Below are 17346 nucleotides of genomic sequence, written 5' to 3'. Positions count from 1 at the left end.
GTTGGTATTAACATCAGGTAAAAGTGTGTTAGTTTGGTTTTATGAAGCGATAATGTTAATTATGTATCTGTTATTGCTACGTAAATTATTAAATATACAACAGGAAGGGAGTGGTGATGCTGCGGTTTTTTAAATGGTTAACATTTGGCTTAATTTTATTGGCCTTGCTCACAACTGCGGTTGTGTATGGCGTTTTAACGCTGAGTTTACCGAGTTTATCGGGCAAAGGGCAGAGTGCGGCCGTGAGTGAGCCTGTCTCAATTGAACGGGATGCGCTCGGAAGCGCCGTTATCACAGCAAAAAATCGCGTTGATGCAGCCTATGCACTTGGCTTTGCACATGGCCAAGATCGCTTTTTTCAAATGGATTTATTGCGCCGTAATGCTGCGGGAGAACTCAGTGAGTTATTTGGTGCAGCGGCAATTAATTTGGATAAAAGCATGCGTTTTCACCAGTTACGCAAACGTGCTACTGCAATTTTGAGTACTTTACCGGCGCGAGAACAAAAAATATTAAACGCTTATAGTGCTGGCGTGAATGAAGCACAGGCACAGAGTTATCCAAGTTTTGAGTATATTCTTACTGGTGCTGAGCGTATGCCGTGGCAGGCGGCTGATAGTTTATTAGTGATTTACACTATGTATCTTGATTTACAAGCCGGTAACTTTGAGCGTGATTTAGTGCTCACCCAAATCGAGCGACAGTTTGGTAAAGAAATGCTCGCGTTTATTTCGCAGCCGAGCCGCTATCAAGCGGCGCTGGATGGCAGTGAAATTGTGCAAGCTGAAGCGCCAATACCTCAGCTAATAAAAAAACAAAATGAAACCGTAGCCTATCAGCCGATTGCCGAGCCTTTGGGTATTGGGAGTAATAATTGGGCGGTGACTGGACAGTTAACAGAATCTGGCAATGCTATGCTGGCTGATGATATGCATTTATCTATTGCTGTGCCGGTGATTTGGTATCGTGCTCAATTAAATTATCAAGAAAACAATCAGTCACACCAAATTACAGGCGTCAGTTTGCCGGGCGCGCCTGCGATTGTTGTCGGCAGTAACGGCCATGTGGCATGGGGATTTACCAATGGTTATTTAGATACAGCAGATTGGATCAAGCTCCCTTCAGATTACCAAACTCATATTGAAATTGAGCAATTGAATGTTGTTGATGGTACAAAGCAGATCTACGAACTTGAGATGAGTGAGTTTGGCCCAGTTAAAACAATTGATGGCGAGCGGTACGCCCTTAGTTGGGTTGCACATCAACATTATGCGGTTGATATGGAGTTATTGCAGTTAGAGCAAGTACATACTGTAGCGCAAGCAATTGATGTTGCTAAAACGATGGGGATCCCGGTGCAAAATATGCTCGTGGTTGATAGTAAAGGCAATGCTGCTTGGCAGCCTACCGGCGCTGTTCCTGCGCGAACTAACCCAAGTGATGTGGCTATTGATTTGCAAGAGTATTCAAATTTATGGCAGCACGATGCAGAGGATCTTCCTTTTGTTTTAAATCCTGACAATCAACGTTTATGGACGGGCAATTCTCGGGTGATTTCGGCTTCCCAATTAGCGCGTTTTGGTGATGGCGGCTATGCCATCGGTGCACGGGCAGTACAAATTAGAGATCGGTTGAACGAGAAACAACAATTTAATGAAAGTGATTTTTATAACATTCAATTGGATAACGAGGCGCGCTTTTTAACACCTTGGCACGAACTGTTATTAACAACGCTAAAGCGACAACCAGAACGTTATGCACTCGATATTGCTGAGCTTGAAAACTGGCAAGCGTGTGCATGCCCTGAATCTGTTGGTTATACCTTGGTGCGTTATTATCGCAGTCGATTAATTGATACCGTTTTTGCTGTGCTGGAAAATAAATTGACCGACGAAAAGCTGTCGCTCAGCGCGATTAAAAACAACTTAGAGACCTCTATTTGGCAACTTATTGCAGCGCAGCCTAGCAGTTGGTTACCTGAAAAATATAGTGCGTGGGAAGAGTTTATGCTGAGTGCTTATGATGACATGCGTGATGAGTTGTTAGTGCAATATGGTCAAAGTAAACAAGCCTCTTTAAAAGTGCTCAAGTGGGGCGATGTAAATCAACTTAAAATTCAGCATCCTTTTAGCAAGCAAATACCGTTGCTGAGCAACTTACTCGATATGCCGCTACACCCAGGGTTTGGTGATAGTTTTATGCCTGCGGTGCAAAAAACAAGTTTTGGTGCGTCGCAGCGTTTGTTTGTTCAGCCGGGGCTTGAGGAAAATGCAATTTTAACCTTGCCAGGGGGGCAATCTGGCCATCCACTCTCGCCTTTTTATCGAATTGGATTTGATGATTATGTAAATGGTGCTAATACGCCTTTATTACCTAGTGAGCGTTTATATCAAATTACGATTGAACCAACGATACAATAGCCGTTTTCGGTCAACGTATTAACAAGCATATTAGCTGCTAGTTTTAAAAGAAAAAGCCCTGAAGTGATGACACTTCAGGGCTTTTTTAGTTTTGAATGCAATGTTGAGTTTAGCGAAGCTCTGTTGGGATATTTTGCTGTGCCCAAGAAAGTAACTCAATACGGTTGCGGCATTTAGTTTTACGAAATGCGCTGTATAAATGCGTTTTTACAGTATGTGGGCTGATGCTTAATTCATCAGCTATTTCTTTGTTTTTACAGCCTTTACTCATTAAAACAATAATCGCTTTTTCACGCTTGGTGAGGCTGATAGGCTCAGCAAGAGTATCGGTGAGTTGTAAAATATTGTCTTTATTAAAATGCAATAAACGGCTGAGCGCATTACACATAATATTACGGCGATACCAAAGCTGATTATCGAGTAATAAGCGAATGCCTTTCATTACAACATCGGCGTTATCAGTGGCATAAAAAACACCGCGGATCCCACTTAATAATGCGCGATTAGCTAGCTCAGTATTTTCGTTAATATTAAATAAAATAATATCGCAATCAACGGTAATGGCACGCAAATGATTTTGCAGTTGTTCCCATGCGTTTTCGGCACTGGCTTCTATAAACAGCAGTTTAGTGTGTTCTGCGATCGCAGCGGGATCATCACCATGTGTTACTTCAATACCTTGGGTTTTTAAAAGAGGTGATAAGACATCAAGCCCAATATTATTGATTGGATTTTGCTCTAATAAAATAAATGCTGAACTTTTCATTGTGGTATTGCCCTAGCCGAAGTCATTCTATTTGTACCTAACTCATTGATTAGGCCAATTGTTGCAGAATCCTAACACATGAAGTGATTATTTTGTATTACTTTTTAATTTTCACTTCATACTTTAATACTGCGGGTATGATCATTTCATTTTATCTGTATATGGTGGCCAACCCATAGCTTTTCCAGCAAGCATATGTAAATGAATGTGATAAACCGTTTGGCCACCGTCGTCATTGCAATTCATTACGACGCGATAACCTGATTGATCAAAGCCGTGCTCTTTGGCTAGGTGGGCCGCAACACAATATAATTTACCGATTATATGTTGGTCTTGCTCGATAATATCATTAATAGTGGCAATTGCTTTTTTCGGAATAATCAGAACGTGAAAAGGCGCTTGTGGGTTTATGTCTTTAAACGCCAATGTATCATCATCTTCGTAAACGATCGTCGCTGGAATTTCTCGGTTAATGATTTTCGTAAAAATGGTTTCTGTTGTCACAAGGGTCGCTCCATTAAATTGGGAAGCAAAATCATAAGTCATTAAGGTTAAACAAAAAAGTGATTTTATAAGTCATCTTTAGCGCTTTTACCAGACTTTGGTCGTAGTTTAAAAATCAATTAAGGTGTTTTGCGCAAAAATTAGCTAAGTTATAGCAGGTATTTAAAAAATAGTCGGGAGATAAAATGATTAAGTTACTGATGTGTGCACTCCTTTTGCCTATTAGCGTTTTTGCTGCGATATTAAAAGCGCCAGATGAGCTGGTTGTATTGGCTGTAAATGATCAGCAGATTGAGCAATCATGGTTTGGCTCAGCAAATGAAGCGACATTATCTTTAGGCAATAACTGGGTGAAACTAAAATACCTTGATTTATTTGAGGTGGGTTACGATCAGCACGAAATTGTAGAGTCAGAACCTTTTTGGTTAGCAATTGAAGTAGTCGATACAGATAAGACGCTTCAATTAACGTTCACTAAACCTGATTCTGTGGCGGCGGCAAAAGCGTTTGTCAGTTCTAGTGCCAAGCAATTTACATTAGAAGGCGTGAACCAGCCATTGGCTGTTTTTGATATGAAACCTAGTCATGCTATGAATAACGTCGAACATGCTGTTTCGACAGCAGCTTCTAAAGCCGTTAGTCAGCCCCTTCCTTTGGCGGCTAAGTTAAATACTCAGCAAAGTAATGGGCCCAACGCCTTAAATATGTTGGAGTTTTGGTGGCAACAAGCAAGCATTGAACAGCAAAAATTATTTTTAAAACAAATTAGCCAGCAGTGATACTCGTTGAACCTCAATAGCAGTGAATTAACATCGTAATAAAAAAGGCCGCAAGCGGCCTTTTTTATGTTACTCGCACCACTTATTGAAATAATGCATCAATAGTGCCTTGAGCTAATGGGTGGTAAGTATTGCGTGCTTTTTGATATACCGCATTCGCCCACTGTTTTTTATCATGTGCAATCAATGTTTTATACAAAGGTACAATGAGCTTACGACGTCCAATGCCTGATAAATGCTTATCAAGAGCAGGGTAAATTTCATTGTAGCCATTGCCAACTGCAAGCATAAACCATGCAAAGGCGATTTCAGCATTGCCCGATTGAGTGAGCTTAAATGCGCCATCAAGTTCGCTCATTTGTGCAAGTGATAAGTCGCGTGGCAAAGTATTGATAAAATGTAGCCACTCATGCACAGTCCATTGGTTAGTTGGTAAGCTGCTAAGAGTTGCTTTGCCTGCTAACCAAGCTTGGCTACTGGCATTTACTTTATCGAAGGTATCAGAAACTGGATTAGGCGCATCAGCCGGTAAACCCGGTTGATAAATCCACTCGTTTACTTTATTCATGCTGACGATATGTGGGTATTTATTGATTAAGTTATTTTCTAAATAGGTAACAAATTCTTTTGTTGTTAACGATTTAAATGAGAAATCATGAAAGTATTGCTTAACAAAAATATCAAATTTTTCACGACCAAAGTGTTGTTCTAGGTAAATTAAGAACAGTTGACCTTTGATGTAAGGCACGCTGCTGAACGCATCATCAGGATCGCGGCCATTTAATTTAAGATTTAAAATGGTGTCGCCTTTAGGCAAGGTTGGCAGTAGTTTTTTCAAACCCGCTGATTCTAATGCTTGCTCCATGAGTGCGCGGTCGCGGCCAAATACTTCTTCCATAATGCGGTTTTCAACATACGAGGTAAAACCTTCGTTTAACCAAAGATCTTCCCATGTCGCATTGGTGACTAAATTACCTGACCAAGAATGAGCGAGCTCGTGTGCAATTAAGCTCACTAAGCTTTTATCACCCGCAACAACGGTAGGGGTGATAAATGATAAGCGTGGGTTTTCCATGCCGCCAAATGGGAAGCTCGGTGGCAACATCAGTAAATCGTAACGGCCCCATGCGTATTCGCCATACATTTTATTGGTTTTATCGATCATCGCTTGCGTATCATCAAATTCAGCAACGGCAGCCGCTAAAATTGTTGGTTCGGCATAAATGGCGGTTTGATGCGACATTTGTTGGTAATCAAGGTTACCAGCGCCAAATGCAATTAAATAAGGTGGAATAGCTTGTGGCATATCAAAGTGGAAATCACCATCTTTAAATTGTGCATCTTTGTTGTCAGCACTCATTACCGCACGCACATCGAGTGGTGTTTGAATGCGAGCATTATAGGTAACACGCATTGCTGGTGTATCTTGAATCGGCATCCAGCTACGAGCGTGAATAGCTTGTGATTGGCTGTACACAAAAGGCTGGGTTTTGCTGGCTGTTTGTTCTGGTGTTAGCCATTGTAAGCCAGATGCTTGTGGTAAAGAGTTGTAATACACACGCACTAACTTGGCTTGTTCTTTTAAGTTAATCGTTAGTTTGCTGCCTTTAACATCATTTCGAGCGGCTAGTGTAAATTTTGCAGGATGCCAAAGATTATCAGCCCCTTTGTAGATTACTTTGTCAATTTCAAGATCGCGAGTATCTAATATAAGCTCTTTAGCTTGTTTATTATGCCAGCTTAAGGTGTGCTCAATAAAACCTTCAAGTTCTTTTTTATCAAAGTTAATGGCGACATCGAGATAAACATGTGTTGAATGAACGTGATCTAAGTTGGCGTAGCTGTGTTGGTCTTGAGCAACAACCGCAGCCGATTGGCTTAGTAAAAGTGCAGCAAAAATAGCGTTAAGTTTCATGGGTTCCTTGAACGAGTTGAAATGAACAATGGCGCTACTATATACCACAGCTTGGGCTTTGCGGTAAGATATTCAAATTATTGCTTTAGAGAACTCCCCTTTGCTTTCGTTACAATCTCTTCATACATTTGCACTGCCTGCATATGCTTCTAACCTAATAAAAATTGTTGATCCGCTGCAATTACAGCACTTTGATTTTACTCAACCTTTTGTGGTGATCGGTGGTGGCAGCAATACATTGTTTCTTTCGGATTTTTCAGGTGTGGTACTTCAGATTGCAAATTTAGGCATTGAAATTGACGAAACAAGTGAAGCGTTTCATCTTCATGTATCAGCGGGTGAAAACTGGCATCAACTCGTTCTTTTTACCCTAGAAAATAGCATGCCAGGTCTTGAAAATCTGGCGTTGATCCCCGGGCTCTGCGGTGCGGCTCCTGTGCAAAATATTGGCGCGTATGGCGTCGAGTTAAAAGATTTTTTACAGTATGTTGATGGATTTAATCTTGAAACGAAGCAGTTTGAGCGTTTAAGCGCAAACGAATGCCAACTAGCGTATCGAGACTCGATTTTTAAACATGCTTTAAAAGATAAATTTATTATCACCGCAATTGGATTGGCACTCACAAAAGCGTGGCAACCAAATTGTGCTTACGGCCCTTTAAAAGACCTACGTGATGCCAGTGCTATGCAAATATGCGAGCAGGTGATAAGCGCTCGAAGTAGTAAATTACCAGACCCTCAAAAAATTCCTAATGCTGGCAGTTTTTTTAAAAATCCAGTGATTGAGCGTTGTCAGTTAAATACCCTTTTACCGCAGTTTCCGGAACTTGTTTATTATCCCGTAGATAGTGAAACCGTTAAAGTGGCTGCCGGTTGGCTAATCGAACAGTGTGATTTAAAAGGGTTTCGGATTGCAGGAATTGAAGTAAACCCTTTACAGGCTTTGGTGTTGCTTAATCATGGTAAAAGTACAGGTCAGGATGTGCTAGCGATGATTAAAGCTATTCAAACTAAAGTGTATCAGCAGTTTAAAATTGAGTTACAACACGAAGTGAGGTTAATGGGCGATAGCCATGAAATCACCATAGAGGTTGAACATGTTAGTACTTAAAGGTAATAAACTCGCGATTTTGAATTATTTACAGCAAGGTGAATTCGTATCTGGTGAGTGGTTAGGTATGCAGCTTGGGATCAGTAGGGCTGCTGTGGCGAAACACATTCAATCACTGCAAGAGTTGGGTTTAGATATTTTTAAAGTAACGGGAAAAGGCTACCAGTTGAATACCGCCTTTGAATTACTCAATCAAAAGCGGATTAAGCAGCATTACCAAGACCAAAGTAACGGGAGTGCTCAGTTTGAAATATTTCCCGTAATCGATTCAACTAATTCAGAGTTAATGCGGCGCATTCAAAGTGGGCAGTTTCCAAAATCTGGTACTGTGGTGGTATCGGAAAGCCAAACTGCTGGACGAGGGCGGCGTGGTCGCCAATGGCAATCGCCTTTTGGAACTAACTTATATTTTAGTTATTACTGGTTGCTTGATGATGGTTTGCAGGCTGCAATGGGGGTTAGTATTGCGGTTGGTCTTGCGGTATATGATGCACTAAAGGCCTTATATAAAATTGATGTGCAGCTAAAGTGGCCAAACGATATTTTAGTGCAAGAGCAAAAATTGGCAGGAGTCTTGGTTGAGCTTGACGGTCAGCCTGAGGGGCCGTGTCATTTAGTGATTGGCATTGGCTTAAATTTGAAAATGCCTGCGTTAGCTTCAGCAAATATTGACCAAGCTTGGACAGATTTAACCTTGCTCGGTTGTGATGTGGATAAAAACAAATTAGTAGCACTACTAACTGATTGTTTAGAGAAGCGCTTAGCGCAGTATAGACAATCGGGATTAGATAAAATGCATCAGCAATGGAATCAAGTGCATGCGTTTCAGGGGCAAAGAGTTAACTTAATGACTGGTCAACGCAGCTGGCAAGGGGTTTGTGAAGGTATCGATCAGCAAGGTGGCATTAAAATCCGCCAAAATGGTGAGGTAAAAAGTTACTTTGGTGGTGAAATATCTTTAAGGAAAGTAAGCGATGATCCTACTTATTGATGTTGGTAATACTGCGTTAAAAGCGATGTTAAGCCATCAGCAGCAATTATTGCCTTTAAGTCAATCGCAATTAAACCAACTCGATTGGAGTACAATCACGGCTGTTGTATATAGCGCTGTACGACAATCGCCAGTACTGATTGATTTACTTGCTCAAGCAAATAATCATCAAGTTAAGTGCGTTTGCGCTTGCGTAGACAGTGCGATAGCAGGCATAACCTGTGCGTATCCACTAGTGAAAAATCTAGGAATAGACCGTTGGCTTGCTGTATTGGCCGCAGCGTCGCTTCATCCAAATGAAAATGTCATTATTGTTGATTCTGGCACAGCCACTACTATCGATTTATTGTCAAAAGACAAGCACCACCTTGGTGGGTGGATTTTACCAGGGTTAGACTTAATGGTTGATGCTGTGACTTCTCGCACCGAAAAAGTATTTACTGATTTGAACACGCCTTATACCACCGAGTTAGGCACAAATACCCCGCAAGCGTTAAAAAATGGCTGTTTTATAAGTACTTTAGGTGCGGTTGAATTAGCTAAAACAAAATTTAATGACACTAGTCGCGTTTTATTTACCGGTGGCAATGGTCAGCTGTTAAAAAATGAATCTAACTCTGGTGATTTTAATAAACAATTATTATTCATCGGCTTGCTGTTTTGGTATGAAAATCAATCAATTTGATGGCTTTAGGTTGGGGTTTGAGTAAAACTTGTGCGGTTAAATGAAAAAAATGCATTTTTTTTAATTTAATGGTTGCATCGCTTAGGTCCTTGTTCTAATATCTCGCCCCGTAATAAGCGACGCCGACTTAGCTCAGCTGGTAGAGCAACTGACTTGTAATCAGTAGGTCATCCGTTCGACTCGGATAGTCGGCACCATACTTCTTGGGCTTAAATAAGAAGTACGCTTTAGAAGAATTTGTGTGGAGGGGTTCCCGAGCGGCCAAAGGGATCAGACTGTAAATCTGACGGCTCAGCCTTCGCTGGTTCGAATCCAGCTCCCTCCACCACTTATTATCTTGACGGCTTGAGGTAGTTAAGAACAGGTTCCTAAAGCGGGCATCGTATAATGGCTATTACCTCAGCCTTCCAAGCTGATGATGCGGGTTCGATTCCCGCTGCCCGCTCCAGTTTCTGGTGTTTGCTGATATAGCTCAGTCGGTAGAGCGCACCCTTGGTAAGGGTGAGGTCGGCAGTTCGACTCTGCCTATCAGCACCAGTTCTTCACCTTCGTTCATACTTTCCTATTTGTTGTCATAAAAAATATTCATTGAAAGAATATGCTTACCACCGTAAGCGTTAATCCGTAATCTGAAATAAAACTTATAGGTTCCGTCATGGCAAAAGAAAAGTTTCAACGTACAAAACCGCACGTAAACGTAGGTACAATCGGCCACGTTGACCACGGTAAAACAACTCTAACTGCAGCAATCACAAACGTATTAGCGAAGCATTACGGTGGTCAAGCAAAAGATTTCGCGTCAATCGATAACGCTCCAGAAGAGCGCGAGCGCGGTATCACAATCAATACTTCACACGTTGAGTATGATACACCATCACGTCACTACGCACACGTAGATTGCCCAGGCCATGCTGACTATGTTAAAAACATGATCACTGGTGCTGCACAAATGGACGGCGCTATTTTAGTAGTAGCGGCGACAGACGGCCCAATGCCACAAACACGTGAGCACATCCTTTTATCTCGCCAAGTAGGCGTACCTTATATCATCGTATTCATGAACAAATGTGACATGGTTGATGATGAAGAGTTACTAGAATTAGTAGAGATGGAAGTACGTGAGTTATTGTCTGAGTACGATTTCCCAGGTGATGATTTACCACTAATCCAAGGTTCAGCATTAAGAGCGTTAGAAGGCGATGCTGCATGGGAAGAGAAAATTCTTGAGTTGGCAGCAGCTTTAGATTCGTACATTCCAGAGCCAGAGCGTGCAATTGATAAGCCATTCATCATGCCTATCGAAGACGTATTCTCAATCCAAGGCCGTGGTACAGTAGTAACAGGTCGTGTAGAAGCGGGTATCGTAAACGTAGGTAACGAAGTAGCAATCATCGGTATCAAAGATACAGTAATTACTACTTGTACTGGTGTAGAAATGTTCCGTAAGTTGCTTGACGAAGGTCGTGCTGGTGAGAACATTGGTGCATTATTACGTGGTACTAAACGTGAAGACGTAGAACGTGGTCAAGTATTAGCAAAACCAGGTTCAATCACACCACACACAACATTCGTATCAGAAGTATACGTATTAAGCAAAAACGAAGGTGGTCGTCACACTCCATTCTTCAAAGGTTACCGTCCACAGTTCTACTTCCGTACAACAGACGTAACAGGTAACGTAGAGTTACCAGAAGGCGTAGAGATGGTAATGCCAGGCGACAACATCAAGATGACAGTAGAATTAATCTGCCCAATCGCGATGAACGAAGGCTTACGTTTCGCAATCCGTGAGGGTGGCCGTACAGTAGGTGCTGGTGTAGTAGCACAAATCATCAAGTAATAAGTTAGAATACTAACGAATTACGATAAAAGGTCGCGCAAGCGGCCTTTTTCAATTGCTAAGAGTTAATATTATCTTTTTGTCGTGCGTAATATAAAGCACAGTTTAGGAACCTTGAGAACGTAATATTTGAGATTTTTAAAACAAAAGAGTATGGGGAAATTCAGAGGCTTGGGTTGTGCAAGTAAATAAATATATTTACTAAATCATCATTACTGGTGATTTTTTATCACATAACCTTTATAATGCCGCTGTTTTTTGCGACAAACATCTGATGATGTTCAACGTCAGTGTGATATACTGGCACAGAATATATTTTTTTTATAGAGTAAAACAATGGCAGATTTATCAAAATATAGAAATATTGGTATCTTCGCTCACGTTGACGCTGGTAAAACAACGACGACAGAACGAATTTTGAAGCTTACTGGTATGATTCATAAGATCGGTGAAGTACATGACGGTGAGTCAACAACTGACTTCATGGTACAGGAAGCTGAGCGTGGTATTACAATTCAGTCTGCTGCTGTAAGTTGCTTCTGGAATAATCACCGTTTTAACGTTATCGATACACCTGGACACGTTGACTTCACAGTTGAAGTTTACCGTTCATTAAAAGTACTTGACGGTGGTATCGGTGTATTCTGTGGTTCGGGCGGTGTAGAGCCTCAATCAGAAACTAACTGGCGTTATGCGAATGAATCTGAAGTAGCACGTATCATTTTCGTAAATAAATTAGACCGTATGGGTGCTGATTTTTTACGCGTAGTTGGTCAAGTTAAGAAAGTACTTGCAGCTAACGCACTTGTGATGACATTACCAATTGGTATTGAAGATCAATTTACAGGTGTTGTAGATTTATTAACACGTAAAGCATACGTTTGGGATGACTCAGGTCTTCCAGAAAACTACAAAGTTGAAGATGTTCCTGCGGACATGGTTGACTTAGTAGAAGAATATCGTGAAATGCTAGTTGAAACTGCTGTTGAGCAAGATGACGACTTATTAGAAGCATATATGGAAGGTGAAGAACCTTCGATTGACGACCTTAAGCGTTGTATCCGTACAGGTACTCGTAAGTTAGCATTCTTCCCAACTTACTGTGGTTCAGCATTTAAAAACAAGGGCATGCAAATATTACTTGATGCTGTTGTTGATTATTTACCAAGCCCTACAGAAGTTGAGCCACAACCGTTAACTGATGCTGAAGGCGCGCCAACAGGTGAGTTTGCTATCGTAGATGCGAATGCTCCATTAAAAGCGTTAGCATTCAAAATCATGGATGACCGTTTTGGTGCATTAACATTCGTACGTATCTATGCTGGTAAATTAAACAAAGGCGATACAGTACTTAACTCTGCTACAGGTAAAACTGAGCGTATCGGCCGCATGGTTGAAATGCAAGCGAACGACCGTAATGAAATTGAAAGCGCGCAAGCGGGTGATATCATTGCAATCGTTGGCATGAAAAACGTTCAGACAGGTCACACATTATGTGATCCGAAACACGAATGTACATTAGAGGCGATGGTTTTCCCAGATCCTGTAATTTCAATCGCTGTTAAGCCGAAAGATAAAAACGGTTCAGAAAAAATGGGTATCGCAATTGGTAAAATGATTGCAGAAGATCCATCTTTCCGTGTTGAAACTGATGAAGATTCAGGCGAAACAATCCTTAAAGGTATGGGTGAGTTACACTTAGATATCAAAGTAGATATCCTTAAGCGTACTTATGGCGTAGAGCTAATTGTTGGTCAGCCACAAGTTGCTTACCGTGAAACTATCACTCGTGAAATCGAAGATAGCTACACGCATAAGAAACAATCTGGTGGTTCAGGTCAATTCGGTAAGATTGATTACTTCATTCGTCCAGGCGCACCTGGCACGGGTTATGTATTCAAATCTTCTGTTGTTGGTGGTAACGTTCCGAAAGAATACTTCCCAGCAGTTGAGAAAGGCTTCAAGTTAATGATGAGCACTGGTGTACTTGCCGGCTTCCCAGTACTTGACGTTGAAGTTGAACTAACAGACGGTGGATTCCACGCAGTTGACTCGTCTGCAATCGCATTCGAAATCGCAGCTAAAGGCGCATTCCGTCAATCAATCCCTAAAGCGGCTCCTCAGTTAATTGAACCAATCATGAAAGTGGATGTGTTCACACCTGAAGATCACGTAGGTGATGTAATCGGTGACCTTAACCGTCGTCGTGGCATGATCAAAGATCAAGAGCCAGGACCTACAGGTATCCGTATCAAAGCTGACGTACCATTATCAGAAATGTTTGGTTACATCGGTACTTTACGTACAATGACTTCTGGCCGTGGCCAGTTCTCAATGGAATTCTCGCATTACTTACCATGTCCTGCGAACGTTGCTGAGAAAGTTATTGCTGACGTTAAAGCACTTAAAGCAGCTAAAGCTTAAGTTTACTTAGCTTAAATGTTGTAAAAAACCCAGAGCATGCTCTGGGTTTTTGTTTTTTAGAAAACAGATTTTGCCTCAGTTATATTCTTATCTTTGGCTAGAAATAGTGGATTGAACCGCATTTACTCTTGTTTTCGTTGTCATGGTCAGTATAATGACAACCACTTTGCAGGGGCGTAGTTCCAATTGGTAGAACAGCGGTCTCCAAAACCGACGGTTGGGAGTTCGAATCTCTCCGCCCCTGCCAATTTTAGACCAGTCTAAAGCTAACAGTGTGTTATCGGTTAGCATGTTCTTAAGTTTAGATTGAAAGGATTAACCCTGTCACAGACGGGGTTGTTGTGTCTGTAGTTAAGGTGAAAAAATTATGAGCACCAATGTTGAAACACCATCAAGTTCGATGGATGCGTTAAAATGGCTGGTTACCTTTGCATTATTAAGCGGAGCAGTAGTTGGTAATTTTGTGTTTGAAGAGTTATCTGTATTGATACGTGCAGTAGGAATAGTAGCTGCCATTGGCGTAGCACTTGCTACCGCAGCTCAAACCGAAAAAGGTCGCACTTTTATTGCTTTTGCTAAAGAAGCTCGCATTGAAGTCCGCAAGGTTGTTTGGCCAACTCGTCAAGAAACCATGCACACAACATTTATAGTAATGATTGCAACTGTGGTAATGGCATTAATCCTGTGGGGATTAGATGGCGCACTGTTCCGTATTGTTGGCTTTTTAACTGGCTTGGAGATCTAATCCCATGACGGATGAGAATAAAGAAGTAAAATTACGCTGGTATGTAATTCAAGCATTTTCTGGTTTTGAAAAGCGAGTACAGCAAACCATTATTGAACATATAAGAATTCAAAACCTAGAGCATTTCTTTGGTGAAATCTTAGTGCCAACTGAAGAAGTTGTTGAGATGCGCGCGGGTCAAAAGCGTAAATCAGAGCGTAAATTCTTCCCAGGTTATGTTTTAGTTCAAATGGACATGAATGACGCGAGCTGGCATTTAGTGAACAGCATTCCTCGTGTAATGGGGTTTATTGGTGGTACTAAAGAACGCCCCGCACCTATTAGCTCAAAAGAAGCGGATCGTATTCTTAATCGCTTACAAGAAAATGCTGATTCTCCAAAACCAGCAACCTTATTTGAGCCGGGCGAAGTTGTTCGTGTTACTGATGGTCCGTTTGTAGACTTCACAGGTGTTGTTGAAGAAGTGGATTATGAGAAAAGCCGCGTAAAAGTATCGGTACTTATTTTTGGTCGCTCGACACCTGTAGAATTAGAATTCGGCCAAGTTGAAGCTGAAAAATAATTTTCCGTTGTAAAGAGTTGAAAAAGGCCGCTGGTTAACTTATAATCAGCGGCCTTTTTACGTTCAACTGAATGTAAATTGTATTTTAAACATGGGAAGCCGTTAGAGTACGCGTCCTCGCGCGCACAAGGCTAAGACCCACTTAATGAGGTATTTATCATGGCTAAAAAAGTTGAAGCTCTAATCAAGCTACAAGTAGCAGCTGGTATGGCTAACCCAAGCCCACCAGTAGGTCCAGCTCTAGGTCAACGTGGTGTTAACATCATGGAATTCTGTAAAGCGTTTAACGCACGTACAGAGTCTATGGAAAAAGGTGCACCAGTTCCTGTAGTTATTTCTGTTTACGGCGACCGTTCATTCACTTTCGAAATGAAAACTCCTCCAGCAACTTACCTTCTTAAGAAGGCTGCTGGTATCAAGTCTGGTTCTGCTCGTGCAAACACAGTTAAAGTTGGTACAGTAACTCGTGCTCAACTTGAAGACATCGTTAAAGCTAAGCAAGCTGATTTAACAGCTGCTGATCTTGAAGCGGGTGTTCGTACAATCGCAGGTTCTGCGCGTTCAATCGGCTTAGTGGTAGAGGGTTAATAGAGATGGCTAAACTTACTAAACGTATGCGTGTTATCCGTGACAAAGTTGATAGCACTAAAGAATATGAAATTAATGACGCTGTAGCGTTATTAAAAGAATTAGCAACTGCTAAATTCGTAGAAAGTGTTGACGTTGCTGTTAACCTTGGTATCGATGCTCGTAAATCAGACCAAAACGTTCGTGGTGCTACAGTATTACCACACGGTACAGGTCGTGACGTACGCGTAGCTGTTTTCACTCAAGGTGCAAACGCTGAAGCTGCTAAAGCTGCTGGTGCAGAATTAGTTGGTATGGAAGATCTTGCTGATTTAGTTAAAAAAGGCGAGATGAACTTTGACGTAGTAATTGCATCACCAGACGCTATGCGTGTTGTTGGTCAACTAGGTCAAATCTTAGGCCCACGTGGTTTAATGCCAAATCCAAAAACTGGTACTGTAACACCTAACGTTGCTGAAGCAGTTAAAAATGCGAAAGCAGGTCAAGTACGTTACCGTAATGACAAGAACGGCATTATCCACACTACATTGGGTAAAGTGACGTTCGAAGCAAACCAAATTCAAGAAAATCTTGAAGCATTACTCGTAGCGCTTAAGAAAGCAAAGCCTTCTCAAGCAAAAGGTGTTTTCATCAAGAAAGTAACCATTTCTACGACTATGGGCGCTGGTGTTGCTGTTGATCAAGCAACTTTAACTGCAAACGTAGCTTAAAGTGTTTACATGGTGCAAAAATTAATCTATAATTTCGCACCATTTTTGTTGAACTTGAACCTTCAATAAATAAAAAATTCGGGTTGAAATCCATAATTTCGATAGGTCTTTTGGCTGATGCGATAAATTGGATTTCCGTCCAAGACCGTAGGAGCTTTCAATTAATTGAAAACTTAATTTCCTACGTAGACGGTGTGAATCCCCAGATAGATTTTTCCTAATCTTCTGGCTCTCGCCGTAAAAAGCATCTTCAACTTTTTCAGTTGAAGTAGAGTAAACAGGGGGTAACCCCTAATTTGAACCAGGAGTAACACCCATGGCCATTAATCTTCAAGACAAAAAAGCAATTGTTGCTGAAGTTCAAGAAGCTGCCAAAGGTGCTCTATCTGCAGTTGTTGCAGATTCTCGTGGTGTAACTGTTGGCGCAATCACTGCACTTCGTAAAGAAGCTCGTGAAGCTGGCGTTTGGATGAGAGTTGTTCGTAACACTCTTGCTAAGCGTGCGGTTGAAGGAACTCCTTTTGAGTGTTTAAGTGAGTCATTAGTTGGTCCAAGCTTAATTGCATTTTCTTCTGAGCACCCAGGTGCTGCAGCGCGTATTTTTTCTGAATTCGCAAAGAAAAACAAATTATTTGAGCTTAAAGTTGCCGCTTTTGATGGCCAAGTTGTTAACGTAGAGATGCTTGCTAAGCTACCTACTTACGACGAAGCAGTTGCACGCTTAATGAGCGCTATGAAAGAAGCGTCTGCTGGCAAATTGTGTAAAACAATTGAAGCAGTACGTGTACAAAAAGAAGAGCAAGCTGCTTAATTTTATAAGCAATTGTTTTTTATTGGTGTAATATATTTTTTAGAGTCTTATTTAAATAAGATTCATATAAATTAGGAAATTTGAAATGTCTGTAACTAAAGACCAAATCCTTGACGCGATTGCAGCTATGTCTGTAATGGAAGTTGTTGAACTAGTTCAAGCAATGGAAGAAAAATTCGGTGTTACTGCAGCAGCTGGTGTTGTTGTTGCTGCTGCAGCTGAAGCTGTTGAAGAGAAAACTGAATTTGACGTTATCCTAGCTGAAGCTGGCGCTAACAAAGTTGGTGCTATCAAAGCTGTTCGTGCTGCTACAGGCTTAGGCCTTAAAGAAGCTAAAGCTTTAGTTGAAGCTGCTCCAACTCCAATTAAAGAAGGCGTTTCTAAAGCTGACGCTGAAGCACTTAAGAAAGAGCTTGAAGAAGCTGGTGCTAAAGTTGAGATCAAGTAATCTAGCATTTGCTAGGTTACCTGCCTGATTTTTTCAGGTAAGGGCTG

The 17346-nt window shown here is 41.3% G+C and carries 16 protein-coding genes and 5 tRNA genes; 18 read left to right on the top strand and 3 right to left on the bottom strand.

The features are described from left to right. Positions 1 to 116 precede the first annotated feature (116 nt). The gene (locus AC3KZC_RS16210; RefSeq protein WP_490579977.1) at positions 117 to 2420 is read left to right on the top strand and encodes a penicillin acylase family protein; all 2304 of its coding nucleotides are present in this window, start codon (positions 117 to 119) and stop codon (positions 2418 to 2420) included. Positions 2421 to 2529: 109 nt separating this feature from the next. On the opposite strand, the gene AC3KZC_RS16205 is transcribed toward AC3KZC_RS16210, so the two are convergent. Next, positions 2530 to 3186: a helix-turn-helix transcriptional regulator gene (locus tag AC3KZC_RS16205; protein WP_490579978.1), complete on the bottom strand. Its 657-nt coding sequence runs from the start codon at positions 3184 to 3186 to the stop codon at positions 2530 to 2532. Between the two features lie 141 nt (positions 3187 to 3327). Then, positions 3328 to 3690 carry a histidine triad nucleotide-binding protein gene (locus tag AC3KZC_RS16200; protein ID WP_490579979.1) on the bottom strand — a complete coding sequence of 121 codons (363 nt, stop codon included), beginning with the start codon at positions 3688 to 3690 and terminating at the stop codon, positions 3328 to 3330. 185 nt (positions 3691 to 3875) lie between these two features. On the opposite strand from AC3KZC_RS16200, the gene AC3KZC_RS16195 reads away from it, so the two are divergent. Beyond that, complete coding sequence (locus AC3KZC_RS16195; RefSeq protein ID WP_490579980.1) at positions 3876 to 4469, top strand: DUF2057 family protein; 594 nt, start codon at positions 3876 to 3878, stop codon at positions 4467 to 4469. Positions 4470 to 4551: 82 nt separating this feature from the next. On the opposite strand, the gene AC3KZC_RS16190 is transcribed toward AC3KZC_RS16195, so the two are convergent. Beyond that, positions 4552 to 6384, bottom strand: a complete 1833-nt coding sequence (locus tag AC3KZC_RS16190) for a M1 family metallopeptidase (RefSeq protein WP_490579981.1) — start codon at positions 6382 to 6384, stop codon at positions 4552 to 4554. Positions 6385 to 6484: 100 nt separating this feature from the next. Here AC3KZC_RS16190 and murB point away from each other — a divergent pair, with 100 nt between their 5' ends. The 16 genes from murB to rplL all read left to right on the top strand — a co-directional run bounded on the left by murB (position 6485) and on the right by rplL (position 17299). Continuing rightward, positions 6485 to 7495 carry a UDP-N-acetylmuramate dehydrogenase gene (gene murB / locus AC3KZC_RS16185; protein WP_490579982.1) on the top strand — a complete coding sequence of 337 codons (1011 nt, stop codon included), beginning with the start codon at positions 6485 to 6487 and terminating at the stop codon, positions 7493 to 7495. After that, positions 7482 to 8486, top strand: coding sequence for a bifunctional biotin--[acetyl-CoA-carboxylase] ligase/biotin operon repressor BirA (gene birA / locus AC3KZC_RS16180; RefSeq protein WP_490579983.1), 1005 nt, complete (start codon positions 7482 to 7484; stop codon positions 8484 to 8486). The genes murB and birA overlap by 14 nt, the downstream gene beginning before the upstream one ends. Beyond that, positions 8470 to 9171 carry a type III pantothenate kinase gene (locus AC3KZC_RS16175; RefSeq protein WP_490579984.1) on the top strand — a complete coding sequence of 234 codons (702 nt, stop codon included), beginning with the start codon at positions 8470 to 8472 and terminating at the stop codon, positions 9169 to 9171. Before birA ends, AC3KZC_RS16175 begins: the two co-directional genes overlap by 17 nt. A gap of 121 nt (positions 9172 to 9292) precedes the next feature. Further along, positions 9293 to 9368, top strand: a tRNA-Thr gene (locus AC3KZC_RS16170). Positions 9369 to 9414: 46 nt separating this feature from the next. Next, positions 9415 to 9499: transfer RNA gene (locus tag AC3KZC_RS16165), tRNA-Tyr, on the top strand. 45 nt (positions 9500 to 9544) lie between these two features. Continuing rightward, positions 9545 to 9619 (top strand) — tRNA-Gly (locus AC3KZC_RS16160). 13 nt (positions 9620 to 9632) lie between these two features. Continuing rightward, positions 9633 to 9708: transfer RNA gene (locus tag AC3KZC_RS16155), tRNA-Thr, on the top strand. A gap of 118 nt (positions 9709 to 9826) precedes the next feature. Further along, positions 9827 to 11011 carry an elongation factor Tu gene (gene tuf / locus AC3KZC_RS16150; protein WP_518525902.1) on the top strand — a complete coding sequence of 395 codons (1185 nt, stop codon included), beginning with the start codon at positions 9827 to 9829 and terminating at the stop codon, positions 11009 to 11011. Between the two features lie 336 nt (positions 11012 to 11347). Further along, a complete protein-coding gene (fusA, locus tag AC3KZC_RS16145) occupies positions 11348 to 13435 on the top strand; it encodes an elongation factor G (RefSeq protein WP_490580376.1) in 2088 nt (695 codons plus the stop codon). A gap of 170 nt (positions 13436 to 13605) precedes the next feature. Next, positions 13606 to 13682: transfer RNA gene (locus AC3KZC_RS16140), tRNA-Trp, on the top strand. A gap of 120 nt (positions 13683 to 13802) precedes the next feature. Then, positions 13803 to 14180 (top strand): preprotein translocase subunit SecE, encoded by a 378-nt coding sequence (secE, locus tag AC3KZC_RS16135; RefSeq protein ID WP_490580377.1) that lies wholly within the window; start codon positions 13803 to 13805, stop codon positions 14178 to 14180. Positions 14181 to 14184: 4 nt separating this feature from the next. Further along, a complete protein-coding gene (nusG, locus tag AC3KZC_RS16130; protein ID WP_490580378.1) occupies positions 14185 to 14742 on the top strand; it encodes a transcription termination/antitermination protein NusG in 558 nt (185 codons plus the stop codon). Between the two features lie 159 nt (positions 14743 to 14901). Continuing rightward, complete coding sequence (rplK, locus tag AC3KZC_RS16125) at positions 14902 to 15330, top strand: 50S ribosomal protein L11 (RefSeq protein WP_490580379.1); 429 nt, start codon at positions 14902 to 14904, stop codon at positions 15328 to 15330. A gap of 5 nt (positions 15331 to 15335) precedes the next feature. Next, the gene (gene rplA / locus AC3KZC_RS16120) at positions 15336 to 16040 is read left to right on the top strand and encodes a 50S ribosomal protein L1 (RefSeq protein ID WP_490580380.1); all 705 of its coding nucleotides are present in this window, start codon (positions 15336 to 15338) and stop codon (positions 16038 to 16040) included. Positions 16041 to 16356: 316 nt separating this feature from the next. Beyond that, positions 16357 to 16851 carry a 50S ribosomal protein L10 gene (gene rplJ, locus AC3KZC_RS16115; protein WP_490580381.1) on the top strand — a complete coding sequence of 165 codons (495 nt, stop codon included), beginning with the start codon at positions 16357 to 16359 and terminating at the stop codon, positions 16849 to 16851. Positions 16852 to 16936: 85 nt separating this feature from the next. Further along, the gene (gene rplL, locus AC3KZC_RS16110; protein ID WP_009840791.1) at positions 16937 to 17299 is read left to right on the top strand and encodes a 50S ribosomal protein L7/L12; all 363 of its coding nucleotides are present in this window, start codon (positions 16937 to 16939) and stop codon (positions 17297 to 17299) included. The last annotated feature ends 47 nt before the right edge of the window (positions 17300 to 17346 follow it).

It is taken from the genome of Pseudoalteromonas sp. J2K-J031, assembly GCF_058197095.2.
The sequence above is the reverse complement of the archived record's forward strand: the minus strand, read 5'-3'. Positions and strand labels throughout refer to the sequence as shown.